Raw genomic sequence first — 25,425 nt, forward strand, 5'->3', positions numbered from 1 at the left:
AGCCATCTCACTTAAATATAGGGTGGCTTCAAGTAGTTAAAGAGATTGCCAGGGATCAAACGTTATTTCAATGAAACTATAAAAACTTTTAACTAAAAGGTGACCCGGTTAAACGGGAAGAAACTACGCGAGCCGGTATCGTTTGTATGCACTATATAAGTACAACTTAATCTTTCAACATAGCTAACGAACCAATTCGCTGGAGGACGTTCTCCGGGCAAGTGTCCAACTATTCCATGAACGAACGGACGGATGCACGGATATCTTTCTGGGTGGCATGGAACCGGTTGACGATGACGCTTCCTTTCAGCCAGCCCCACATACGCTCAACGGCGTTAAGCTGCGGAGAATATGGAGGCAGAAAAAGCAGCGTGAGGCAGTGTTTGTTCTCCTCTAAAAAGGGTTTTAAGAGCCTGGCATGATGAATCCGGGCATTGCCTGGGATCATGACGATATGCCGGTCTTTATGCATCCCTAGAATATAACGGAGAAACGCCAGAAACCTCGATACACTGGCTCTAATGAGATCTTTATTTAAAAAAAGATAAGCTAGAACAACCTTTATGTCATGTCGTTTCTTGCTTAATAGGGATCTGGTCGAGAATACACCGACAGGGCGGCTCAGCTTTACGATTATGAGCGGTTTTGTTGAGTTTGAACGGAATTATGATCTTAGAGCGTACATAGGGAGGCAAGGCAATCGCCAAGCAACGTCCAGACTTTCGTGAGGGTAGATCGAATAAGTTTAATAAAGCGCAGATTGAACACGTCCTGTAGCTGCTTGAGACGCATTCATACAAGCAAGTTGAAGGAAAAACGGGTATCTTGAAAAGTACATTGATTAGAGCTAAACAGAAGAAGGGAATCTGACACGTCGAAATGACGTGTTTTTTTCTGGTTTATTTCTTAATACTTACTAAAAATCAAAAAAATCTGTTTATGGTACAAAAGTTATGGTGTTATTGTATCGTTAGAATAAAAATACATAGGAGGGAAATCATGAGAAAGATTTTTGGGTTCATTTTAGCCTTAGTTTTAATGATCACATTGATACCATCGCAAGGGATTGAAGCAGCCACTGTAAACAAACATTACAAGGTGAGTGTCGACACAAAATTAAATGTACGTCAAAAGCCAAGTCCAAAGGCAAAAGTGGTAGGTTCTCTTAAGAATGGAACAGTTGTATTTGTTTATAATACAGAGCCAGGGGGCTGGTCGAAGATTAAATATAATGGAAAAGCTGGGTACGTTGCTTCAAGCTATTTGAAAGATCCATCAAGCGGTAAAATCAGCAGAGAACAAGCTAAAAAAATTGTACTTAAAACTAGAGATGCAAGTATTACTGGGGTAAGAAGTGATCCGGAATATGACCGGTTAGTAAATGGAGTAAATTATTATTTTATTGAGACATATGCTTTAACTGAAGGTTTTGCTGCCTCGACTTGTTATGTAAGCTCTAAAGATGGAAAAATATATTCTTGGAGCGATTCGGACGAACTGGAACAGTAATTTTATAATTAAAACAAGCTTCTTGACACGTCAATCTATGGCGTGTTTTTTTGCGCTCATTTTCCATTGTGACAACCTTGAATAAGGAGGTTTTTACGAGGGGAAAGGAAGGATACTCATACACCGATCTTGAGCCTTCCGAGCAATGCTATAACATAGCAGGAGAAAACAAGCGCATACAATGAAAGATGAATTTTGTTCAATCAGATATTAGGACTTTGTCGAGCAAAGCGATCAAGTTGCTTGAACTATTTTAAACAGGTGTGAATATAAGCGAAGTTGTCAATCAAGCAGGACATGCAAGCCTCAGAAACTTTAGGACGAAAACGATGGAACAGATACTACGGGAGTGGAGGAAGAAAGAACAAGCTGCTAAACAGCCGGAGAAGCTTACTGAACAGGATTTACGCGACTTGATGAATACAGGCAAAACATTACACTATGGCAAAGGTGGCGCCTGTAAATAAAGGAGGACTGTACACGCGGGTGCTGAAGAAAATGAAGGTAGCCATGGAAGCCAAACCGGAATTGTTAAAGCAAGACCTCCAGGATAAGACGCTCATTAACAGCATGATCAGCGAAATGGAGTTTGCGATTCAGTGAATGGTTTCCGGCCGGAATTGATTCAAGACGCGGAGTAAATCGGGCAGGGGCTTATACATTGGATCCAAAACTGATTGAATCCGCTGTACCAAATAACGTGATTGCAGAAGGAAGAAAAACTACAGCTGATGAATTGCTCGGGATCACAAAATCATCCGTCTAGATGTACCTTGAACGGGTGGATAGGAAAATTGAAGATCATAAAAATGGCAGCCTTTTTCTTGTTTTATGAGAAAGGCTGTTTTTCCTTTAGAAGGGATGGAATTTTTTGTTTTCTCTCGAGAGAATTGATTGAAATTGCGTTACCCCGCAAAAAAAAATGCGCTATACCGCAATTTTTTTTCGGTGACTCAAAAACATTAGCATATTATGATGAAACAGGGCTTTTCGACATGATTCGATAGGATCAAATTTATAAAATTATTATTGATAAAGGTAAGGGCGCTAAGCCATGAATCTAATATTTTTATGGGTTATGAAAGCTCGGATGTCAAATAGGGCTTTAAACCCGTATTGGGAACAAGGCCCGTTTAAGGCAGGGTGAAATATGCGGAGTGATATAGGTGAGTTAAAAGTGAACGTTGAACAGTTTTTTTTGTTGCTACAAAATTATCCGGATGACTCTGAGTCGGCTTTAGTATTTGTGAGATTTTTGCGAGCTTTTTTAAGGATAGAAGCTGGAAAAGAACCGTTTCCTGCTGTTGAAGTTATGGCATTGATAAAAGAACACAAGCCGAATATTTTTTATGCGATGAGGAAACTTTCAGAAAAAGACAACATGTTAGCGATTCTGACAGGTTTATCAATGGATCCACAAGAAGCAGAAAGAAGACTCCAATCTATTTATGAAGGTAAAGGGATGGGACGCTAAAGATGGGACGAAAATGGACAAGCGAAGACATTTCCTTTCTGCAGAAACGCGTGGGTAGCTGCTCCTTATCAGCCATCGCCAAGCAACTGAATCGAAGCGAAAATGCTGTTTCGTTGAAATTAAAAAGAATGGGTCTTGGTAATACAAAAAATGCTACGGGCCTCTTGACGGGCAATGAGTTGGCAGAAGCCTTACACGTGGACAGAAAAACCGTACATAATTGGATTCAGTTTCATGGACTTGAAGCAACATCGCGTATCACGTGTTATGAGCGGAAATTTTGCTTAATTGACGTGAATTCTTTTTGGCAATGGGCTGAACAGAACCAAAAGAAGATCGATTTCAGTATCATCGAAAAACATACACTGCCTCCTGAACCAGAGTGGGTAGATGATGCCCGTAAGACGAATACAGAAAAGACAATAAAGATATATAAACGCTGGACAACAAAAGAAATTGAACTCCTAATAAGGTGGAAAGAAGAAGGGATAAGTCTTAATGAGATTGCTGAAAAGCTGAGTAGAAGCAGAATCAGTGTTGAGCGTCGTTATGCACGATGTAAAATAATTCTTGAATGAAGTACAGTAATCAATCAATTAATAGCCATAGAATTTAGAATGTGTGAAAAGAAAATTGAAGAGGAAAATGCAGCCTTTTTCGTGTTTTGTGAAGAAGGCTGTTTTCCTCATAAAACAATTTTGCTAAATGGAAGTAATGTAAGAATCCTCTTTAAATGTTTAAAAAGCTTGAAATTATAGAATATTGCCGAAAAATGTTGATAATTTTTCGAATATTATTATTAATCAAGTTTGTTGTTTTTTAACTGTTCTATAGTCAATTTGTAACGATTGTAATTTATCTAGGTGGTGATATAAATGAATGATTTGTTTGTTTTATTTTACGTGAAAACAAATATATATGGAATGGGGATACAAAACGTTGTCTCTATTGAAAAGGTAACATCTCTGAAATGGTGAATGATGCATCAGGAAAAGTCAATGAGATTGCGGCCGCTAGTGAACAGCAGTCTGCACAATCAGATGAAGTCATGCGGGCGATTGAAAGCATAGCATCTGCGAGTGAACAGCGATCCGCTCAAACGGGGGAAGTCATGACTGCAATTAAAAGCATTGCAGGGGCAAGCGAAGAAGCAGCAGTTGCAAGTGAAGAAACTGCGGCCACTTCTCAATCCCTTGCGTACCTCGCAGAAGAGCTGAATCATTCTGTTTCGATCTTTAAAGTTAAATAACTCCGCCACGCCAATAAATATTAATACTGTTTCAAAAGGGGATCACAATGAAAGAACGTGAAGGTAAGGAATTAAGCCAGACAGAGCGGACGTTGATTGAATATTCATATGGTTTGGATTCATCCATGGACGGGATTGGCATTACAGATGAAAAAGGGCAATTTGTATTTGCAAATGAAGCTCATGCCTCCATGTATGGATTAACTAAAGAACAGCTGTTGAATAACACCTGGCATACTTGCTACGATGAGGAAACGCTGCGAGGAATTTTAAATTCCGCTGTACCCATCGTAAATGAAAAAGGGCATTGGAGAGGCGAGACAATTGGAGTCAGGGTAGATGGAACGAGGTTTCCGCAGGAGCTGACGCTTTCCAAAGTCGAGGAAACAAATAAAATTGTATGCGTTGTAAGGGATTTAACGGACCTCAAACTCAAGGAACAACATATCGATTTCCTGGCAAACCACAATGAAGTAACCAATCTTCCTAATAGAAGAAGCCTGGAAAGAAAACTTGACACCATAAAGCATTCAAATACAGCTTCAGTTTTATTTATGGACATGGACAGATTAAAGCTGATAAATGACGCATTTGGACATAGAGTGGGTGATACGCTGCTGGAAAGGATAGCTGAAACATTAAGGTCATTCGAAAATGAATCCATCTCTGTGTTCCATATAAGTGGCGATGAATTTATTGTGTTGATCACTAACAAAAGCCAAGATGATACTCATACAATCGCAGAACAGATTATTGAACAAATAAAGGTTCCTTATATCATTGAAGGAAATGAAGTATTTATTACTACAAGTATAGGCGTAAGCCATTACCCTTCTGATAGTACCGAATTGAGTGAACTGATAAATTTCGCGGATATGGCTTTATCCTCTGCAAAACAAGCTGGTAAAAACAATTTCCAAATCTTTAATAAGCACTTAAAGGAAAAGCAAGATCGTAAAATCAAGCTGGAAACAGAACTGCGGAAAGCCATTGAAAATAATGAGTTTCTTCTTCATTATCAGCCAAAGATGGATTTAGCCACATTACAACTCAATGGGCTTGAAGCACTCATTCGATGGAGAAACCCTGTGCTTGGAAATGTACCTCCTATGGATTTTATTCCAATTGCTGAAGAAACAGGCTTAATAGGTGAAATCGGGAAATGGGTAATCAAAGAAGCTTTAAACCAGATCTCAAAATGGAAAGCAAAAGGCTATCCACTTGTCAAAGTGTCTGTGAACGTATCTCCACATCAGTTTCGATATACCAAATTAGCTGAGTATATAGAGATGTGCCTGTATGACACCCAGGTGGAACCAAAATATTTTGAAGTTGAAGTGACAGAAAGCGTTATTGAGGATTTTGAAACAGTCCTTCCTGTTCTCACGCAATTAAAAGAAATGGGTGTTGGCATATCGATAGACGACTTTGGCACGGGTTATTCCTCTCTGAGTCTTTTAACGAAACTGCCCGTAGACACGCTGAAAATCGATCAGGCATTTATTCGTGGCGGATTGCAGGACTCAAAAGATTTGGCTCTTGTTAAATCGATAATAGATATAGGTTTTAATTTAAATCTGAACGTCGTTGCTGAAGGAGTTGAAACAGACAAGCATTTAAATCTCCTTAAGACGTTTAGGTGCCCAGGCGGCCAAGGCTACCTGTTCAATCCACCTTTAACGGCCGAAAAAATTGAAGAAGGATATTTGATTGTATAAACCCATGATTGGTAAAGAGATATGAAAAAGCATATTAGATTAAGTATACAGTTTCTTGTTTTGAGCTTACTGGCTTTTGCGGTAATTGGCACCTTCGTTGGAAGTACCATTTCAAGCATTATAGTAAGCAAAAACAACCTAGAAGAGAATTATTTGATAGAGAATCAATATTACGCTCAAAAATTGGCGATTACAACGGATTCTCTTTTTAGAAATATGATGAAAAGCTTGACGCTGGAGTCAGAAGAGGAGGAGTATTTAACCGGTGATTCTAACGAATTATATCAGGAAGTAAAGCGAACGCTAGAATCTACTGATTTTTTTAACTCTGTATATTTTGTTGATCAAACAGGACACATCCGTGCATCAGCACCAGATAGAGAATTAGAAGGTACAGCTGCAAATAGGATCGGTGCAAAAGAAGCGCTGAAAAAGAAAGTACCTTTAATATCAAAACCATATGTAAGCGTGACAGGAAAACTCATATTGCTTATTTCTGTACCTGTCTTTGATGATAATGGGTCATATAAGGGATTTATCGGGGGAACGATCTATTTACATGAAGAAAACAGCCTGACGAGAGTTCTTGGCCAGCATCCAAAACATGTAAATGATTCGTATGTATTTGTAGTCGATCCTGATGGTCATGTTATCTACCACCCTGATTCTGACTGGATTAATGTGAATGCAGAAGAAAATGAAGTTGTGCAGCAAGTTATGAAAGGGAATACGGGAAGTCAGGAGGTCATGAGTATACAGGGTATTCCAATGTTAGCTGGTTACGCTTCTTCTGAAAGCAACTGGGGGATTGTATCCCAAACGCCTAAAAAATCCGTTATGGAACCGACTATTGAAATGGCAAAGCAGGTTAGCTTAATTGCCCTTCCATTTATGCTTTTTGTTTTTGTACTATCACTTGCCATGTTAAAAAAAATTGTGAATCCGATAAGAATGCTAGCCATCTACGCAAAACAAATTACATTAGATCCATCGTTGCCAACGCCGCGTATTCCCGATTGGTATTTTGAGTTAAAGACATTAAAGCGTGCTATTTTAAAAAATGTAGATTTTTATCAGAAAAAACTTACCTATGTTGAGAGTGAATCGAATCTCGATCCACTGACTGGTTACTTCAATCGCCGCTCTTTAGAAGAAAAGCTTCGTAATTTAGAAATGTACTCCATTATTTTGTTTGATGCTGACCATTTTAAAACCATAAACGATCAATTTGGGCATCAGGTGGGGGATGAAGTGTTAAAACACATTTCCGAATTAGCTAAAAAGGAAACCCGGAAAAACGATCTGTGTTTCCGTATAGGTGGGGAAGAATTTTTAATTGTTCTTCCAGAAACGGATATAGCATTCGCTCAAAGTATTGCAGAACGCATAAGAAAAACAACTGAGGACACAGTGAATCCTACAGGAAAGCCGGTAACGATTTCGGTGGGAGTTGGAAATTCACCAGATACAGCAAGTCATTTTTCAGAACTGTTCAAAATGACTGACCAAGCTTTATACAAAGCGAAAGAAGAGGGAAGAAACAGAGTAGTCATTGCAAATCATTTAAATAATAATGATTAAGAAAACCGTCGAAAGACGGTCTTTTTTTATGCAGCAAATGTATATAGATAGCTTTTTCTGTATACAGGAGCAATCAGAGAGCAACAATGCAATTGAATTACATGAACAAAATGAAGAAAAACAACGTATTAATAAAAGACAGATTTTATTAGAATTTTTATTTTTTTTAATCATTTTTTAAGCACTGCTACTTAGGAAGGGCGGGGTACATTGAAATCCTCAAACATTTCACATAGCTCCAACATATTTAGAACACTTTGACTCACATAGAATACTGGAAATTAAATAATAATGAAGGATATTTTTCCTGTACGTCGAAAGTAATGGGTGAAAAGGGATCTTTAATTTGAAAAGAATTGCAGTAAGTTTTCTAGTATTGATTTTGTTTTTAACTACGCTATCATTTGGCAACCAAGCTGAAGCTGCTGAGAAATATAAAGATATTTCCTCGAATCATTGGGCAGCGAAAGAAATTGAGTATTTAAGCAACAAAGGAGTAATTGGTGGCTTTAAAGATGGGACATTTAAACCTAATGCAAATGTTACAAAGGCGCAAGCGTCAATAATGATCGTAAGAGCCTTAGGTTTAAATTTAAATAACAGGCCTAATCCAAACTTTGCTGATGTTGGTACAGGAAGTACTTCGTATAAGTCTATTGCAACAATGATTGACGAAGGGTACTTCTCTAAGACATCAAAGTTTTATCCACGCATTGATTAGGGGGGGAAATGGCAAGAGTTATTGCACAAGCATTTTCATTAAAAGGCGTGAGTATGTCTGATTTTTATGATGTTTCCTATTCAGATACATATTACAGCTATATAGACACATTGGCACATAATGATATTACCGTAGGATTTCCAGATGGTACATTTAAGAAGAATGAGCCATTAACTAGAGCGCAATTTTCAGTGTTTTTAGCAAGAGTAATGCAAGTAGGCAAAATAACCGAATTTGGTAATCTAAAAGGGACTGTAACATGGCAATATAATCATTATATTGGTACAAAACCGGATGTAAATGCGAAAGTGTTTTTAATTCCAACAAACTTCAACTATACAAAATACTTTAAACCGGATTTAGGAGTTTATTCAAGTATCGGTGTTATTCCCGAGCAATCAAATCTTTACTTTGCAAAAGTAAATGGTTATGGACAATATGAAATTACAAACATTCCAGTGGGTACATACATTGCTGTTATTTCCTCTAAGAACACCACTAGAAATCCAAATGATGAATTATATATTAAATCAACACTAGAAGACCTTCTCGGAACAGAGGCTTATAAGGATTTTGAATTATTCAACTTAAAGCTCAACAAGTATGACTGGAAAACTGTTGAAATTAAAAGCAATCAAACTTTAGACTTCAGTACCGATTTCGGATATACCTATTATTGATTAAAACAAACACGTCAATTCGAAGTGTTTTTTCTTTTGTTCTTCCATTTTAATTCCTTGTGTGTTCACGTCAATGGATTGTATGTAGGAAGAATTATAGGAAAAGAAGGTAAGCTTTGCCCGGTCTCCTTCATATAAAACACTTAAATCAACAAGCGTTGTTCCTTTAAAAACCTCTGTTTGATTATTTAGGTAGTATGTTTTTGACTGGCCGTTATCAAAACGGATAGAAAGAAAAGCGCCATTCGGATCGATTCGGTTAATGGTGCCCGTCACCACTTTATCCCGGGTGTCAATGGCGCCGGGTGAAGAAAAAGACTGGCCGCTCATCGTTTTAATACGGCGAAGGTTGACCGTCGCTTCAACCAGCATCCCTGTTTTAAAGGCATCAATAGTAACACCGATGGAATTAATGGAGAGAGCAGTTGTTGAATCAATAGCCAATGTCGTAATTTTCCCTTGTTCGTTTTGAATCGTCACACGGGTCAGTCGTTTTTCACTTGTTTCATCATCAATTTGTACGTATTCATACACGGCTTCAACAAATGTTCCTTTGACAACAGAAGCAGCACTGGCTGGCTGGGCGAGCAGGCCATTTACGGCAAGGCAAATCAAGAGACTGTAAAAAGCCCCAAAAAATAAACGCATGCAAAATTCCTCCAAAATATTAAATGATAATGACTAAATAAATAGTATATAAGAATTATATCGACTCCTTTTTTTAAAAAATTTTTTAAAAAATGAAGGTGTCTTAGATTGTTTTTCATAGAAATACAAAATTAATCCAAAAATAATAAATAGTTCTAATGGCTTGGTAAAAAAGTGCTGACATCTATTAGTTTTTCTTGTAAAATAAAAAGAAATAAGCGGGGGTGCCAAAATGGGCAATGTACAACAAGATCAAAACAGCATTGTAAAAGAAGTATTAAACTGTGCGGTAGATGCGATGAAAGCCATCATCCCGGCAGAGCTGACGGTCGGAAAACCAGCCGTGTTAAATGGTTCATTTGACCACCATGCAATTGGCGTGTTTATCGGGATTACCGGCGATTTGCCGGGCCGTATTATTTTAGATGGACCGGAAGATGCCTTTGCGAGCCTTGGCACAAAAATGTTCGGGATGCCAGTTGAAGGAGAAATGGTGGAATCATTTGCGGGAGAAGTTGTTAATATGATTGCCGGGAATATGAGTGTCGCGTTGTCTTCGAAAGGCATTAACATTGACATTACGCCGCCGACTATTATTGTCGGCGACTCGAAAATTTCAGGATTCAAACAGGCGATTGAACTGCCACTTTCATTTGAGGGGGCGGGAGACTATCGGCTTGTACTGAACATTGAAAAAGGTGCTTAAAAAAGCACCTTTTTTTGTTGTTTTCTTTTGTAAAAGGTGGTACGATACAGTTGAGGATGAAAATTATTATCAATTACGAAAGAAGGCGTTTCGCATGGTTTGGTTGTTTGTTACTGCAACAGTGGTCACGTATGGCGGCGTCATGAAATATGTGCTGGATCATACAGCAAAAGGAAATAAAGCGCTTATCTTGAAGAAATAATGTCCAAAGGATACAGAGAACCGGAATTTTTCCGAGCCACTGTATCCTTTTTTATTGTCCCGAAATCGTATACAATAAAAAAAAGCTTTGCATCAAAGGGGATGACATGTATGGAAACGCAAACAGCCGAGCGGACGCTCCAATTGATCCGTTCTCGGACCGCCGTGTTATACGAACAATTTATACATAATGGAGATACAGAACGTGCTGAAAAAGCAGCATTGTTTCTTCGAAAGCTGTATGACAATGAATTTATCGTCGCGTTTTGCGGCCACTTTTCGGCAGGCAAATCGACGATGATTAATGAACTGACGGGCGAAACGCTTTTGCCGTCAAGTCCAATTCCAACGAGCGCAAATGTGGTGAAAATTAAGCCGGCCGGGCAAGATTTCGCAAAAATTCATTACCATCATGGGCGGCCGCTTCTTTTTAAAGCGCCATATGAAATTGACCACGTGAAAAAGTTTGCGAAAGACGGCGATGAAGTGGCGTCCATTGAAATTGGCCACGCCGGCTCAAGTCTGCCGCCGGATGTGACGGTCATGGATACGCCGGGGGTAGATTCCACCGATGACGCTCACCGTATATCCACTGAATCTGCCCTTCATTTAGCGGATATGGTTTTTTATGTGATGGATTACAATCACGTGCAGTCCGAACTGAATTTTATTTACACGAAAGAGCTTTTGTCTCATGGCGTAAAGCTGTATTTAATTATTAATCAAGTAGATAAGCACAAGGATGAAGAATTGTCATTTGACGCATTTCGTCAGTCGGTAAAAGAGTCCTTTGCGACATGGAATGTCGAGCCGGAAGCATTTTATTTTACGAGTTTGCGCAACCGCGAGCTGCCCTACAACGATTTTGAGGAAGTAAAAGGGCTGATTCATGAGAGCATGAAAAATCGTGACCAGTTATCTGAGCAGTCAGCAGAAACGATGATGAACCGGCTTGTGCACGAGCATATGGAGTGGCTTGCCGAGCAGCAAAAACAAACGACAGAGCCGCTCGAAGCGGTCGTTGCGGAAGCAGGCGCCTTGTCCATTGAAGAAAAAGAAGCGTCACTCCGTTCTGAAATGAACAAACGCGATGCATCCGTTTGGCTGAAACAGTATGACGAAAAGCGTGACGATGTGCTGAAAAACGCCATCTTAATGCCAGCGGCAACAAGAGAATTGGCACGCAGCTATTTGGAATCAACCCGGCCGGATTTTAAAGTCGGCATGTTATTTGCGAAAAAGAAAACGGAAGAAGAGCGGGAACATCGCTTGCAAGCGTTTGCGGCGGATTTAATAAAACAGGCAGAAGCACAGCTCGGATGGGCCATTCGCCAAATGAGCGCAGCCTGGATGAAGGAAAGCGGCCTTGATGATCCAGCGCTTGCCTTAAAAGCGGAGGAACTATCTGTACCGATCGACGCGTCTGTTGCAAAAGATGCTGTAAAACCGGGTGCGGGTGTCACTGGAGATGCTGTGTTAAATTATGCGGAAGATGTAGCCTCATTGATTAAAAAACGGGCGCGCACTGTATCTGAAAATTGGAAAGAGGAAGCGGCGCCAGCGTTGCGGGTACAATTTAACAGCGAGTTTGCGCTGTTTGAAACAGACCATCAAATATGGGCGAAGCGATTACAGGCGAAACAATCTCTTTTAGCACTGCAAGAAGAGCGAACGAAGCGCGAGCAAGCGTTGCGCCATATATTATCAGATGAAGATCCAGTGCTCCCGCGTGTGCTGCAGACGCTTAAAGAAAAATGGCAGGCAGAAGACGGCGAAGCGGTGTTGTATGATGGCGTCGAACAGTGGACAGCAGCAAGTCTGGAAAAAGTGGAGGACGTTGAAGTATCTGTGCCACTAGAAGCAGCGGGTGATGTAGAAGCGGTTGTGAACAGGCTGCGCCGAATGGCAGATCGCCTTCACGGTGTGCCAGGGTTCGCCCGGTTTATTGACGGCGCGGTTCAAAAAGCAGCTCGTCTTGAAAACCGGACGTATACGATTGCTTTATTCGGTGCATTTTCGGCTGGAAAATCATCGTTCGCGAACGCACTGCTCGGTGAAAAAGTGCTGCCGGTATCGCCAAATCCTACAACGGCTGCTGTCAACCGCATTCATCCGGTTGACAGCGAACATGAACACCGGACTGCGGATGTCCATTTAAAGCCAGGCTCTGTGATGCTGGACGATGTAAATGCGTCCCTCGGGTTGTTTAACCGAAGCGCATCATCACTCGATGATGCTTTCGGGCTCGTGCCGGACGTTCTGGAAACGAATGAAGGAGAAGGAAAAGAAAAAATTCACTTGTCTTTTTTACGTGCGTTCCATGCCGGATATGATGACTATAGCGCGCACTCGGATAACACGATTCGAGTGGACCTTGAGACGTTTAAGCAATATGTAGCTGATGAAAAGAAAAGCTGCTTCGTTGATTCAATCGATTTATATTACGACTGCGACTTTACCCGTCTTGGCATTACACTTGTTGATACACCGGGAGCGGATTCAATCAATGCGCGCCATACTGGTGTTGCGTTTGAATACATTAAAAATGCCGATGCGATCCTTTTTGTGACGTATTACAACCATGCATTTTCAAAAGCAGACCGAGAATTTTTAATACAGCTCGGCCGTGTGAAAGACGCGTTTGAACTCGATAAAATGTTTTTTATTATTAACGCGATTGACTTAGCCACTGATGAAGACGAGCTAGAAGACGTAAAAGCCTACGTTCGGGATCAGCTGCTGCAATATGGCATCCGGTTTCCAAGATTGCATGGGGTATCGAGCATGCTGGCGGTTCAGGAAGCCATGCGGGGCGAATGGGATCATCCCCAGTCCGGAATGAAGCAGTTTAAAGAACCATTCCGCTCGTTTTTAGCCCATGATTTAGCCCATATGGCGGTTCAATCGGCAGAAGCAGAAGCCGAGCGGGGCGTAAACCAGCTGGAAAAACTGATTACAGCGGCGAAAGAAAGCATTCATCAAGGGGAACAGAAAAAAGCAGAGCTTGAGGATAAGAGAAGCCGAATGATCACGGCCATTGACGCGGAAACAGTGGATGTGGAGAAAAAAAGAATGGCACAAGAGCTGGACGAACTCATTCATTATGTAAAACAGCGTGTGTTTTACCGGTTCTCCGACTTTTTCAAAGAATCGTTTAACCCGGCGACATTAAGCGGACAAAATGACGCAAGGCAGGTATTACAAAAAGCACTTGAGGAACTATTGCACGCGGTTGGCTATGATTTGGCGCAGGAAATGCGGGCCACGTCGATACGGGTTGAAAATCACGGCGCCAAGCTTTTGCAGGACAAACAATCACGGCTTGCAAATAAAGCGGCAATGATTGAACCAGAATTGCTGCTGTCCGGTGTACAAATAGGGAAACTTGTCGTTCCTGACTTTGATACGGCATTTCAAGATGCGCCGCGTGAGTCTTTTTCTGGAACACTTGCTATCTTTAAAAACGCGAAAGCCTTTTTTGAAAAAAATGAAAAACAAGTGATGATGCAAAAGCTGCAGGAGCAAATCGGAAAAATGGCAGATGAGTATTTAGCCGAACAAAAAGAGCAGCTTTTAACAAGTGCCTTCCATTTTATTGAAGAAGGAACGGCTGAGGTGAAAAAAGCGGTGTCGCTTGACGTAAACGAGCAATTTGACGCATGGCTTCTTGTGTTTGAACAAAGCGGCAATATTGAGGAGTGGGAGCTGATTCTCCGTGACATCTCGTAAGTCGCGTTTTCACGCCTGCGCCACATGCCGTCATTTCCAGGCCGTCAAACTGCCGGAAAAAATGATGTACAGATGCCGCCGGCTCGGATTCGAAACGAATCCGGGCTACCGGTTTGACTGCTGGGACCCGAAAGAACAGGTGGAAAAATTAATGAAAAAGGAGCGATTGGATGATCGTCACAACAGATTGGCTGAATGAAAAAAAAGAACAAGTTGTTGTTTTTGACTGCCGGTTTAATTTAGCTGATCTGGCAGAAGGAGCGGCATTATATGAACATAGCCATATTCCTGGTGCTTATTATGCTCATTTGGATCACCACTTATCCGGTGAAAAAGGAAAAGGTGGCGGCCGTCATCCGCTGCCAGATATGAATGTGTTTGGAGCGTTTATGGAAAGCTGCGGTGTATCGGATGACACGATAGTCGTTGCATATGATGACGGCGTGTCGATGTTTGCCGGACGGCTTTGGTGGCTTTTAACGTATGCGGGGCACAAAAATGTCTGCATAGTAGATGGAGGGTTTTCCGCTTGGATGAAAGAAGGTTTACCTGTTACCGCAGAACGTCCAGAACGTCGTACAGGCCAACTAACGCTTCATCTTCAGCACAGCATGATTGTGACAGTCGACGAAGTCGCGGCTGGAAACACGCTGTTAATGGATTCGCGCGCACCAGAGCGTTATTTGGGTGAAACCGAACCGCTTGACCGTGTGCCGGGCCACATTCCTGGTGCGATCAATCGATTTTTTGCAGAAGCGATGGAAAACGGCAGATGGAAACCTGCCTCTGAACAGAAAAAGCGCTTTACCGGCATCCAAGCCGATGAACCGGTCATTGTATACTGCGGGTCCGGTGTGTCCGCCACGCCAAACATTATCGCACTGAAGCAAGCGGGTTACAGCAATGTAAAATTATATCCGGGCAGCTACAGTGACTGGTCAAATGACAAGTCGCGCCCGATTGAAACAGAAAGGCGAGATATTCATGACGAATGAAAAATTATTGCTTGTGGACGGAATGGCCCTTCTGTTCCGTTCATTTTTTCAAACCGCTCCAAGCGGCCGGTTTATGATCAATGAACGAGGAGTGCCGACAAATGCCGTACAAGGGCTGATCCGCCATTTGTTTGCGGCAGCGGATCAAATTCAGCCGACACACATTACTGTCTGCTGGGATATGGGAAAAGATACATTCCGGACCGACATGTTTGATTCGTATAAAGCACATCGCCCGGCACCGCCGGTTGAGCTCGTGCCGCAGTTTGATTTGGCCCAGGAAGCGACGGCCGCGTTTTCTCTTCATAACGCAGGCGTGAAAAATTATGAAGCAGATGACTGTATCGGCACCATTTCAAAATGGACAAAAGGCATTGAAACATACATCTTGACGGGTGACCGGGATTTATTACAGCTGTTGAATGGCCATAATTTTGTTTGGCTTTTGCAGACGGGCTACGGCAATTGGAAGTCATATGACGCGGCCTTGTTTCGCGAGGAATATGGCATTGAACCTGAGCAATTTCATTATGTAAAAGCGCTCATGGGCGATGCAGCGGACGGATATCCAGGCGTAAAAGGCATTGGTGAAAAAACAGCGCTTAAGCTTATTCGCGAGTTTGGAACGACAGATGGCGTGTTAGAAGGGCTTAGTCAATTAACCCCATCTGTTCAAAAAAAGCTCATCGATGGAGAAGAGATGCTCCGGATGTCGGAAAAATTAGCGGAAATTCATTGTGATGTCCCCCTGGAATGGACGATGGAAAAAGCGGTTTTTACCGGTGCAAATGAAAAGGCGCTTTCGTTTATTGAAAGGAACGGAATGAAAGGTTTGTCACGTTTTGCCCGCCATACAGGTTATGTCGAAGTGGATCCTTTTGGCATTGAATAGGAGAAAATAACTACATACCATTGGCAATGAAAGACAAATTATGTCATAATAAAACGATTTTAATGGCCTGCTCCAACAGGAAGGGAGTAAAGGGATGAAAAGGTGGAATATTTTGGGGGTTATTGGCATAACCTTATTAACAATCGCACTTGATTTATAGTTTATTCAAGGACGGCATGTGCCTCTTATTTGGGTGCTGCTTATCATTCCATGCCTGATGCTTATTCATACATACCCAACATGGAGAGCGGCCATTTCTCTTGGTTTGCTTTTTTCTGCCATTAAATACGGCATTGAATTGACGATCGGCCACTGGTCCACGGAGGAATCCATTTATTTGATCAGCGGCTCGCTTATGAATGCCGCTATTTTTTATACAGCCGCATTTTTCCGTGTGCGCTATGAGGAAGTGCTCGGCGAATTAAAAAAACTGACGTATATAGATCCGTTAACCGGGTTACATAATCGGCGATTTTTTGAAGAACATATGACAGAGTCCCTTAAGCAGTCTGCACAAAAACAAAGCACAATTTTACTCATCCTGCTTGATTTGGATCATTTTAAAAAAGTAAACGACACATATGGCCATGTATGCGGGGATCTTGTGTTAAAAGAAACGGGAGAAGCCATTCGCCGAAACATCCATACGACCGATGCAGTCGTGCGTCTCGGCGGAGAAGAATTTGCTCTCATCAGCCAAGACATCACAATGAAAGATGGGATTGTCATGTTCGACCGGATCATTCGAGAGGTTGAACAGTTACATGTTATCTACAAAGAAAAAGCGGTGCCGGTTACAATCAGCGCGGGCATCGCTATTCATGAAGGAGAGACAAGTGAGGCGTTTATCGATAAAGCGGACCGGGCATTATATGAAGCAAAACGTTCCGGGCGCAATCGGCTGGTTGTCTCTTAGCGATTAGCCCGGATCGCGTTTTTCGCTTCCTGATCGGCCTTGTTTTGCTTCGAGGGAATCCATTTCACAAAAAAAAGTGGAAACTCGTCCGCCAGCGTTAAAATCGTTTGAAGAAGCGGCTTATAGACCGGCTTGTGAATATATTCTTTTTCAATTGCAGCAACGACTGTTTGTGAATCGCTTCTCAGTGAAATCGTCTGGGCGCCCCGTTCTTTACATAGCTCCAGCGCTTTAATGACAGCTGTAAATTCGGCTTCGTGCGTATCCATTTCGCCAAGCGGGATGGAAAAGCGCTCTATTTTGCCGTCCCGGCGAATCACAATGCCCGCTCCTGCTCGTCCTGGGTCGCCGGTAGACGCCCCGTCTGTATATACTTCAAACATATCGATTCCCCCGATCTTTTCTTTCTTATTTTAAAGAATGGAGGCAGCGAAATGCAAATGACAATCCGTTTTATTTATGACTTTAAAGGCGTGAAGACAGCGTTCACGTCAGATCCGACAGACCGGCAGCTCGTGTTGAAAACAGCGGATGACTTGCTGAAAACGGGTCGCGTAAAAGAAATCGCCGTAATCGATGAGCTTGGTCAGGAATGGACGCTGAAAGAATTTAAAAAACTAAACGAACAGCTGGACGAAGAACCAGAAAAAATTACTGTCTTATTTGATGGCGGGTTTGATGTGGAGTCAAATCGGGCTGGCGTCGGAACCGCAATTTATTATTCAAAAGGCGGCAAGCGGTACCGGTTGCGTGAAAATGCCCATTTTGACGGCCTTGAGTCCAACAACGAATCAGAGTATGCGGCGCTTTATTTTGCTATGCAAAAACTTGAAGAACTTGGTGTCAAAGGTCAGCCTGTCACCATTACGGGGGACTCCCTAACCGTATTAAATCAGCTCGGTGGCGACTGGCCATGTTATGAAGAAAGCCATGCCCGATTTCTTGCACGGATCGAAGAAAAATTCGCTGCTATGCGAATTAAGCCACTTTACAAACCCGTTGATAGAAGGCACAATAAAGAAGCTGACCAGCTTGCGCGGCAAGCACTTCTTGGCACAGCGATCTCAAGCCATACTGAGATCGGGACTTAAAGTGAAAGGTAGGTGCCACGTTTTGAGCCGAACTCAATTTTTGCTCGAAGTGGAAAATCTATTGAATACGTACTGCAAAGACTGCCTCGTCAAAAGCACGTTGCGTAAAGAAAAAGGCAAAATTGCTGCCCATAAATTTTGCATTACCGAATGTACCGTCGGGGAAAAATTAAAAAAGTACGGAGATAAGTTTTCTTAAGCCGGCCGCCGCCCGGCTTTTTCCTTGTTTGCAAAGAGCAGTTATAGTACACTTTTAATGATGAGAATGTCAGGAGGAATATCCTTATGCCGACACCGAGTATGGAGGATTACATAGAACAGATTTATTTGCTGATTGATACGAAAGGATACGCACGTGTATCGGATATTGCGGGTGCGCTTTCGGTCCATCCCTCAAGCGTGACGAAAATGGTCCAGAAGCTCGATAAAGACGAGTACCTCGTCTATGAGCGATATCGCGGGCTCGTGTTAACGGCAAAAGGGCAAAAGATCGGCCAGCGTCTTGTGGAGCGGCACGATTTGCTTGAGCGGTTTCTGTCGGTGATCGGAGTGGAGGAATCACATATTTACGAAGATGTAGAAGGAATTGAACATCATTTAAGTTCCGATTCCATTAACCGGATCGCGGACTTGATTGAATATTTTGAAGAAGATCCGGCACGTGTTGACGCGCTGAAAAAAGTAAATGAGCGAAACAAAGAATGAATGAATCCGTCCCGTCTCGGGCGGGTTTTTTTCCAAAATGGAGGAGGAGTCACACATGAAGATTTTAAAAATCGAACCGACACCAAGCCCGAATACGATGAAAGTCATTTTAGATGAAGAGCTCGCGGCAGGCAAAAGCACGAACTATAAGCCGGAAACAGCAGAAGGAGCGCCCGCGATCATTCAGGCGATCTTGAAAATTGATGGGGTAAAAGGCGTCTATCATGTCGCAGACTTTATCGCGCTTGAACGAAACGGGCGCTACGACTGGCAGGACATTTTACCGAATGTCCGCGCCGCGTTTGGCGAAACTGATGCAGAGGAAAAAGAAGCGAAACCGCTTGAGCACTTTGGGGAAGTCGAAACGTCCATTCAAGTGTATAAAGGCGTCCCACTACAGTTAAAGCTTGTTTCTGCAGACGAGGAAAAACGGGTGGCGCTGCCGGATTATTGCCAGGAAGCCTTTGCGGAGCTGACAAAAGATGGCGACAATTATATTTTGGAACGCAAATGGCAGGAATTTGGGATTCGATACGGAGAACTTGATGCAATCGCGCCGGAGTTGTTAGAGGAAGTGATGGCGGCGTATCCGAAAGAGCGCGTCGAACGGCTTGTAGAAGCAGCGAAAGCAGGCGGGCCGCTCGTCCAGCATAAAGAGCACGGTGTGAAGCCGGACAGAGACGTATGGCTTGCGGAGCCTGACTGGCGCAAACGATATCAGCAGCTTGAACAAATGCCCGATCCGTCTATAAGCGATATGCCTCTTTTGGAAGCGGCGCTAAACGATGAAAAAGCCGCCATTCGCCGTCTTGCGGTTGTTTATGCGGGCATGATTGAAGATGAACGCATTTTGACGGTTTTGTATAAAGCACTCGATGATCCGGCTGTAACGGTCCGCCGGACAGCGGGCGATTGCATGAGCGATCTCGGGTTTCCAGAAGCAGCGGATGCGATGACGAAGGCGCTGCAGGATAAAAGTAAAATCGTCCGCTGGCGCGCGGCTATGTTCTTGTATGAAGCAGGAGACGAACGTGCGCTGCCAGCGTTACGCGAAGCAGCCGATGATCCGGAATTTGAAGTGAAAATGCAGGTACTGATGGCCATTGAGCGAATTGAAGGTGGCGAAGAAGCAAAAGGCTCGGTTTGGAAACAAATGACCGAAGCCCGCAAACAATAAAAGGGGGAAGAAAAAATGAATGCATATGAAGAATACATGAAGCAAATGGTTGTGCCGATGCGCGCTGAATTAACGAATGCCGGTTTTCAGGAGTTAACAACGGAAGAGGAAGTCAATGCGTTTATGGAGTCCGCAGAAGGAACGTCGCTTATCGTGATTAATTCCGTTTGCGGCTGTGCGGCAGGCCTTGCCCGCCCGGCAGCTGTGCAGGCGTCAATGAACGAGCACGCACCGGATCGCCTCGTGACGGTTTTTGCCGGCCAGGACCGTGAAGCGACAGCTGCAATGCGCGCATGGATGCCGGAATTTGAACCGTCGTCTCCATCAATGGCGCTCCTAAAAGGCAATAAAGTGGTTCATTTTGTGCACCGCCACGAAATTGAAGGCCATGACCTCGGCACAATCATTGCGAATTTAACGGCGGCTTTTGACGTGAACTGCCAGTGATTGTTACAACATCCCAGCGCGCAGGAGTTGCCGTCAAGCAAAAAGCGGCGGCACTTGCGGACACCTTTGGGGTTTTATATGTAGAACGAAACAAGCAGCCGGTGAACAAGCTGGCTGCTTTTTACGAGTGTGCGGTGCTGCTTGTCTCAAAAGAACGTCTCGAGCTGCATAGCGGCGAAGGAAACCCATTCTTTTTTCATCCGGGTTCCGCGATGTTCCGCGTGAAGCGGCTCTTAAGCGGCGGGCAGGATGAACTGGTGAGCACATGCGGCCTTGAGCCGGGTATGTCATTTTTAGACTGCACGATGGGTCCGGCAGCTGACAGCATTACAGCCTCCGCAGCGGTTGGGGAATCCGGCCGTGTTCATTCAGTGGAAGCAAATCCGTTTATCGCCCACATTGTCCGGGAAGGCCTGACATCGTGGACGGACGGGCCGGTACCGTTACTCCAAGCGATGCAAAAGATTGATGTCGCTGCAGCCGATTATCACACGTATTTAAAAAACGTGCCGGACGCGTCGTTTGACGTTGTGTATTTTGATCCGATGTTTGAAGAAGCGGTGGACTCAAGCGGCATCGCGCCGCTCCGGTCGTTTGCCTCATATGTCGATTTGACGATGGACGCGGTGATCGAGGCAAAACGGATTGCAAAGAAACGGATCGTGCTGAAAGATCATTTTCGCTCTGAGCGATTTGAGAAATTTGGATTTACCCAGCATATCCGTAAAACGTCCAAATTTCATTTTGGTGTGATAGAGAAATGAACTTTTTCAGTAACCTGGACGAGCGGGCAGATAAGATCGACGGAGCGCAGAGCGGTAAAGTTGAGCGCAGCGCCTGCCCCATGGAACGCGCAGCCCCGCGAATGCCGTTATTTCATTGCCTGGGCTAAGCGCTGTTCTCATACGCTTTTTCTGAAAAGCAGGATGTAAAATCATTTATTCCACTTATATAAACAATGAATAACACCCAATAATTTTTGGATTTAAGATATAATAGAATAGTTAAATTACGGCGAGGTGATATGAGGGTGGAAAAGCATCCTGAAAGAGCTTATTTGGATTTACTGCAGCATATTTTAGATAATGGCGTGAAAAAGGAAGACCGGACAGGTACAGGTACGTTAAGTGTATTTGGTTACCAAATGCGTTTTGACTTGTCCAAAGGGTTTCCATTATTAACAACAAAAAGAGTACCATTCAGCTTAGTTGCAAGCGAATTGCTGTGGTTTATTAAAGGGGATACGAATATTCGTTATTTGCTCCAGCATAATAACCACATTTGGGATGAATGGGCGTTTAAGAGATGGATAGAATCAGGGGAGTATGGTGGCCCTGATATGACTGATTTTGGCCGTCGCTCCCTTGTAGATGAAGAATTTAACAAGGCCTATCAGGCTGAAATGCAACTATTTTGTGAGCGGGTTTTAAAGGACGATGAATTTGCCCGAAAATATGGTGAACTCGGAAATGTATACGGGAAACAGTGGCGCAATTGGACAGCATCTGATGGCGAAAAAATTGACCAATTACAAGATGTGATTGACCAGATAAAAACCAACCCAGATTCCCGCCGTTTGATTGTAAATGCCTGGAACCCGGAAGATGTAGTGAATGCGGGGCAAAAAGGAAGCAAAGCGGCTTTGCCTCCATGTCATGTGATGTTTCAGTTCTTTGTGGCAAATGGAAAGCTAAGCTGCCAGTTAACGCAAAGAAGCCTCGATTCGCTAATTGGCTGTCCGTTCAATGTCGCTTCCTATGCGCTATTAACCCATCTAATTGCACACGAATGCGGTTTAGAGCCAGGGGAATTTGTTCACAGCATTGGGGATGCCCATATTTACTCTAACCATCTTGAGCAAGTAAAAGAGCAGTTGACGCGTGAACCGAGGGAATTGCCGACTCTTAAGATTAATTCGGAGAAGAAGTCTTTATTCGATATTGAATTAGAAGACCTGACAATTGAGGGGTATAATCCGCATCCATCTATTAAGGCTCCTATTGCGGTATGAGTGATAAAGGAAAAGACAGAACATGACACATGTTCTGTCTTTTTTTGCATATTAAAATGATATAATTGCATAAGGTGTAATTAAAAGGTAAATTTTGCGGTTAATAGAGTCAATATGGGGTGCTTAAATGGAAAAGGAAAGCTTGATTTATAAAAACGTAAGCATTGAAATAGATAATTTGGATAGTTTTAAATCGGGTACAATCTTAACCGAGTTGTTAGATATAAAAGATGGAATAACAAAAAAATTTGTTATTATCAAATCAAATTACAATGATGATTTACTTGTTATGGAATTTTCACTTGAAAATGATGGTATTAATCCAATTCTACTCGAAGATATTAACCGACTTTTTGATTTGTTTAAATTAGTGATTCATGGAATTAATAATGAAGTCAAGGATAAATTATCGGTATCTATAAACAATTTTTTTGCTAATAAAGAAGATATTTTAGAATTAAAAGGTGAACACCTACTAAATATTGGTGGAGTTTATTTTATTACTTCATTGAATTCCCAAACAAATAGTGGACATATGTTAGAAATTGAATTTGAGGAAGAAGTGAAGTTATTACCAGAAGAATTGGTGCTTGTGCATCAAAATGACGGTAATTATGGCTATTTGAAATTAGGTGAAATAGATGACCATATAAGATATCAGATAAGACTCTTTAAAGAATTTAAAATAAATTTGATTAATGTTACAGAAACCACTCTTATTGCTACTGGTATCTTCAGCAAGTATACAAAAGAAAACTATTATGACTACGAAATTACCAATTCGTTTTTAGAATTAAGAAATATTATTAATCCTTCTTTAAGGACCAATATGCGGACCCCAGAAGAAGTAATTGATTTTGTTGTGTCAGCAGCTTCAATGAATGTTAGATTTGAAAACTATAAATCGCACAAAAGAGCCTTTTTATGCATAATTCCAATAATTAATCTTAATATTAATGAAAATTTTGGAATAGGAAATGTTGACTTTATTACTAAATCGGATTTAATAACGGATAATGTTACTTTTGAAGACCTTTTTACTACTACGTTTAATTATAGTTTTTTTGCAAAAGTAGTGGTCGAGGGAAACAGCTTTTGGAATGCAGTTAACTCAGCAAGGAACCAAATAGGAAAAGCAATTGATGCAATATACCACCTTACAAGGCACGATGCACTTTATTATGGAAATGGAGTGGAAAATGATTCGTGGGAGCGAGAAGGCTACACTCCCAAAGTACGAATAAAGAATGAGATTTTTGTACAGGACATTTTGTCGAATGAATATATTTATACAAGCTTAGACGTTTTGAAGACGCCAGAAAAACTTTTTATTAATATTGAAATCGAGGATTTACTAGAAAAGTTGGAATGGTATGAAAATCTGCTAATGATGGATATGGAAGAAGAGTCTGAGAATAATGTAAAAACTTTATTTATCGTACTGAGGTTTTTGAGGAAGAGTTGGGATGCAAATAATCTAGAAGATAAGTTAATCTTCACAAGTATAGCATTCGAATTTTTACTTGAAGATGAGAAGCCGGAAGAGTACTTAGGCAGACCGCTAAGAAGAAAATTTGTAAAGGGAGCCATGGCTTATTTTGAAACTATATATTCGGAGGAAGATTTGGTTGCAAAGAAACAGAAAGTCAACCAATCCATTTCTTATGCTCTGTCAAGTCCTAGCCTAATGGATAAATTAAGATTTTTAGTTAAAAGGCTCAATATTCCAATTTTATCGAGTGAATTAACTTGTATAGAACAAATCAGGAATCAAAGAAACGAGCTTGTACATGGTCGGTCGCTGCCAGATTTAGAATTGGAATTAATTGAACGTGCCAATACAATTATAGGGAATATGCTGTATTATAAACTAAAGGAAAGGGCTGGAAAGTAAAGTGAATGTGCCGGAAAATGCGTATAAAGTAGGAAAGTTAATAAAGAAGACAGATGATGGAAAAAGACAGTTAGACCTTATTACAATTCTAAAGAATGAATTGAGTGAAGAGGCCTATAAACAATTTTTTGATTTGCTAAATAGTTATAAACATGTTGGTTTTGGCAAACACTTTTTCAGTATTTTAATCGCATACGACCTTCTTGAACACAATAAAGACAATCCTTATTTTAAGAAAATTGTAAAAGAAATCACAAGTAATGAACATATGAAAGAGTTATTAGATGTTAGTAAGAAGTTAGGGGAAGAACTAGAGTACACGCTACTTCAATTGTTGAAAAGTGACATAATTAAATATTTTGGAACATCAAAAAACCCAATTGCTAAGCTTAAAAGAGGTTTACAAGATTTACAGGTTCAAATACAAAGAACAGGTTTTATTGAATGGTGTTTTTTAAATATCAATCAGCAAAAGCCTTTTTTAAATGAATATGAAAAAAAGAGAAACGATATACCTTTTGACAAGGAAAATAAGAAATTAATTAAGCAAATAGCGAAAAGTGAGGGAGAAGAGAAGTTATTAGAGCAGCATGAAGTAACGATTAATATGATGAACTATTTTAAACAGCTTATATTTGATGCCCATATAGATTCTCTCCGCGAATATAATGTTGAAAGTTTTGATAAATACAGGAAAGTTGATTTGAATAATTTAACTCACATTGCTTTTAAAAGCAGCGATATTGGACCTTTTCAAGATAGTTTTCTAATAAAAGTAAGAGATGAAAATATCACTAGGTATGGCTTAATAAAGAGTACTAATATTAATTTTACAAATCAGGGTGACTATTTTGATTGTACGGCCCGGGTTAAAGCTTGGTTATTTCCTGTAAATGACACAAATTATTTTAGGAACTTACCCAATATAGAAAATTAAGGGTTTCTTGCCTATGTTGAACAATAGTGCTGAGAAAAGGATACTCAAAAAGAATATTGATAATTATATTTAGGCTAGGAAACCTTTTTATTGATATAGCAAAGGGACGAAACAAAAACATCCCGAAGAACCTGGGCATGTTTT

27 protein-coding genes and 1 pseudogene are annotated in these 25,425 nt (G+C 41.5%); 25 read left to right on the forward strand and 3 right to left on the reverse strand.

The window, feature by feature from the left end:
• Positions 1-229: 229 nt before the first annotated feature.
• Positions 230-637 (reverse strand): transposase, encoded by a 408-nt coding sequence (locus VQ00_RS19400; RefSeq protein ID WP_342667019.1) that lies wholly within the window; start codon positions 635-637, stop codon positions 230-232.
• On the opposite strand from VQ00_RS19400, the pseudogene VQ00_RS18870 reads away from it, so the two are divergent.
• From VQ00_RS18870 to VQ00_RS17780, 10 genes and pseudogenes are all read left to right on the forward strand, one after another.
• Positions 579-870, forward strand: a pseudogene (locus VQ00_RS18870) (recombinase family protein); the annotation flags it as partial. The gene VQ00_RS19400 and the pseudogene VQ00_RS18870 overlap by 59 nt on opposite strands.
• 129 nt (positions 871-999) lie before the next feature.
• Positions 1,000-1,509, forward strand: a complete 510-nt coding sequence (locus tag VQ00_RS17770) for an SH3 domain-containing protein (RefSeq protein ID WP_052728537.1) — start codon at positions 1,000-1,002, stop codon at positions 1,507-1,509.
• Positions 1,510-1,838: 329 nt separating this feature from the next.
• Entirely contained in the window at positions 1,839-1,976 is a 138-nt protein-coding gene (locus tag VQ00_RS18875; RefSeq protein WP_172645580.1) for a hypothetical protein, read from the forward strand.
• A 710-nt stretch (positions 1,977-2,686) separates the two neighbouring features.
• On the forward strand, positions 2,687-2,983 hold the full coding sequence (locus VQ00_RS12975; RefSeq protein ID WP_245618114.1) for a hypothetical protein: 297 nt from the start codon (positions 2,687-2,689) through the stop codon (positions 2,981-2,983).
• A gap of 2 nt (positions 2,984-2,985) precedes the next feature.
• Positions 2,986-3,561 (forward strand): hypothetical protein, encoded by a 576-nt coding sequence (locus VQ00_RS12980; RefSeq protein ID WP_046180550.1) that lies wholly within the window; start codon positions 2,986-2,988, stop codon positions 3,559-3,561.
• A gap of 392 nt (positions 3,562-3,953) precedes the next feature.
• A complete protein-coding gene (locus tag VQ00_RS12985) occupies positions 3,954-4,232 on the forward strand; it encodes a hypothetical protein (RefSeq protein ID WP_046180551.1) in 279 nt (92 codons plus the stop codon).
• 47 nt (positions 4,233-4,279) lie between these two features.
• A complete protein-coding gene (locus tag VQ00_RS12990) occupies positions 4,280-5,950 on the forward strand; it encodes a sensor domain-containing protein (RefSeq protein WP_052728539.1) in 1,671 nt (556 codons plus the stop codon).
• 21 nt (positions 5,951-5,971) lie between these two features.
• Positions 5,972-7,531, forward strand: coding sequence for a sensor domain-containing diguanylate cyclase (locus tag VQ00_RS12995; RefSeq protein ID WP_082091563.1), 1,560 nt, complete (start codon positions 5,972-5,974; stop codon positions 7,529-7,531).
• Positions 7,532-7,877: 346 nt separating this feature from the next.
• A complete protein-coding gene (locus VQ00_RS17775) occupies positions 7,878-8,252 on the forward strand; it encodes an S-layer homology domain-containing protein (RefSeq protein WP_052728541.1) in 375 nt (124 codons plus the stop codon).
• Positions 8,253-8,260: 8 nt separating this feature from the next.
• Positions 8,261-8,932, forward strand: coding sequence for an S-layer homology domain-containing protein (locus VQ00_RS17780; RefSeq protein ID WP_052728543.1), 672 nt, complete (start codon positions 8,261-8,263; stop codon positions 8,930-8,932).
• Here the strand turns inward: VQ00_RS17780 and VQ00_RS13010 are convergent, their stop codons facing one another.
• Positions 8,933-9,580: a hypothetical protein gene (locus VQ00_RS13010; protein ID WP_046180554.1), complete on the reverse strand. Its 648-nt coding sequence runs from the start codon at positions 9,578-9,580 to the stop codon at positions 8,933-8,935.
• 232 nt (positions 9,581-9,812) lie between these two features.
• On the opposite strand from VQ00_RS13010, the gene VQ00_RS13015 reads away from it, so the two are divergent.
• The 6 genes from VQ00_RS13015 (at position 9,813) to VQ00_RS13045 (ending at position 17,019) form a co-directional block, all read left to right on the forward strand.
• Positions 9,813-10,286: a chemotaxis protein CheX gene (locus VQ00_RS13015; RefSeq protein WP_046180555.1), complete on the forward strand. Its 474-nt coding sequence runs from the start codon at positions 9,813-9,815 to the stop codon at positions 10,284-10,286.
• Positions 10,287-10,598: 312 nt separating this feature from the next.
• The gene (locus VQ00_RS13025; protein ID WP_046180557.1) at positions 10,599-14,216 is read left to right on the forward strand and encodes a dynamin family protein; all 3,618 of its coding nucleotides are present in this window, start codon (positions 10,599-10,601) and stop codon (positions 14,214-14,216) included.
• Positions 14,203-14,415: a hypothetical protein gene (locus tag VQ00_RS13030; protein ID WP_046180558.1), complete on the forward strand. Its 213-nt coding sequence runs from the start codon at positions 14,203-14,205 to the stop codon at positions 14,413-14,415. The genes VQ00_RS13025 and VQ00_RS13030 overlap by 14 nt, the downstream gene beginning before the upstream one ends.
• Positions 14,387-15,211: a sulfurtransferase gene (locus tag VQ00_RS13035; protein ID WP_046180559.1), complete on the forward strand. Its 825-nt coding sequence runs from the start codon at positions 14,387-14,389 to the stop codon at positions 15,209-15,211. The genes VQ00_RS13030 and VQ00_RS13035 overlap by 29 nt, the downstream gene beginning before the upstream one ends.
• Positions 15,201-16,103, forward strand: a complete 903-nt coding sequence (locus tag VQ00_RS13040; RefSeq protein ID WP_046180560.1) for a 5'-3' exonuclease — start codon at positions 15,201-15,203, stop codon at positions 16,101-16,103. The genes VQ00_RS13035 and VQ00_RS13040 overlap by 11 nt, the downstream gene beginning before the upstream one ends.
• 178 nt (positions 16,104-16,281) lie before the next feature.
• Complete coding sequence (locus VQ00_RS13045) at positions 16,282-17,019, forward strand: GGDEF domain-containing protein (RefSeq protein WP_052728545.1); 738 nt, start codon at positions 16,282-16,284, stop codon at positions 17,017-17,019.
• On the opposite strand, the gene VQ00_RS13050 is transcribed toward VQ00_RS13045, so the two are convergent.
• Positions 17,016-17,402 carry a ribonuclease HI family protein gene (locus VQ00_RS13050; protein WP_046180561.1) on the reverse strand — a complete coding sequence of 129 codons (387 nt, stop codon included), beginning with the start codon at positions 17,400-17,402 and terminating at the stop codon, positions 17,016-17,018. The genes VQ00_RS13045 and VQ00_RS13050 overlap by 4 nt on opposite strands.
• 51 nt (positions 17,403-17,453) lie before the next feature.
• Between VQ00_RS13050 and VQ00_RS13055 the strand changes: the two genes are divergently transcribed.
• The 9 genes from VQ00_RS13055 to VQ00_RS13090 all read left to right on the forward strand — a co-directional run bounded on the left by VQ00_RS13055 (position 17,454) and on the right by VQ00_RS13090 (position 25,281).
• Positions 17,454-18,110 carry a reverse transcriptase-like protein gene (locus tag VQ00_RS13055; protein ID WP_046180562.1) on the forward strand — a complete coding sequence of 219 codons (657 nt, stop codon included), beginning with the start codon at positions 17,454-17,456 and terminating at the stop codon, positions 18,108-18,110.
• A gap of 1 nt (position 18,111) precedes the next feature.
• The gene (locus VQ00_RS18180; protein ID WP_375143376.1) at positions 18,112-18,309 is read left to right on the forward strand and encodes a zinc-finger domain-containing protein; all 198 of its coding nucleotides are present in this window, start codon (positions 18,112-18,114) and stop codon (positions 18,307-18,309) included.
• 86 nt (positions 18,310-18,395) lie between these two features.
• Positions 18,396-18,815 (forward strand): transcriptional regulator MntR, encoded by a 420-nt coding sequence (mntR, locus tag VQ00_RS13060; protein WP_046180563.1) that lies wholly within the window; start codon positions 18,396-18,398, stop codon positions 18,813-18,815.
• 55 nt (positions 18,816-18,870) lie between these two features.
• The gene (locus VQ00_RS13065) at positions 18,871-19,992 is read left to right on the forward strand and encodes a conserved virulence factor C family protein (RefSeq protein ID WP_046180564.1); all 1,122 of its coding nucleotides are present in this window, start codon (positions 18,871-18,873) and stop codon (positions 19,990-19,992) included.
• A gap of 15 nt (positions 19,993-20,007) precedes the next feature.
• Complete coding sequence (locus VQ00_RS13070) at positions 20,008-20,439, forward strand: BrxA/BrxB family bacilliredoxin (protein WP_046180565.1); 432 nt, start codon at positions 20,008-20,010, stop codon at positions 20,437-20,439.
• Positions 20,436-21,203: a class I SAM-dependent methyltransferase gene (locus VQ00_RS13075; protein ID WP_046180566.1), complete on the forward strand. Its 768-nt coding sequence runs from the start codon at positions 20,436-20,438 to the stop codon at positions 21,201-21,203. Before VQ00_RS13070 ends, VQ00_RS13075 begins: the two co-directional genes overlap by 4 nt.
• Before the next feature lie 266 nt (positions 21,204-21,469).
• Positions 21,470-22,450 carry a thymidylate synthase gene (locus tag VQ00_RS13080; RefSeq protein WP_425388384.1) on the forward strand — a complete coding sequence of 327 codons (981 nt, stop codon included), beginning with the start codon at positions 21,470-21,472 and terminating at the stop codon, positions 22,448-22,450.
• A 127-nt stretch (positions 22,451-22,577) separates the two neighbouring features.
• Positions 22,578-24,344, forward strand: a complete 1,767-nt coding sequence (locus tag VQ00_RS13085; protein ID WP_046180568.1) for a hypothetical protein — start codon at positions 22,578-22,580, stop codon at positions 24,342-24,344.
• Position 24,345: 1 nt separating this feature from the next.
• The gene (locus VQ00_RS13090) at positions 24,346-25,281 is read left to right on the forward strand and encodes a hypothetical protein (protein WP_046180569.1); all 936 of its coding nucleotides are present in this window, start codon (positions 24,346-24,348) and stop codon (positions 25,279-25,281) included.
• The last annotated feature ends 144 nt before the right edge of the window (positions 25,282-25,425 follow it).

Origin of the sequence: Domibacillus tundrae, from assembly GCF_000970675.1 — a bacterium.
GTDB lineage: Bacteria > Bacillota > Bacilli > Bacillales > Domibacillaceae > Domibacillus > Domibacillus tundrae.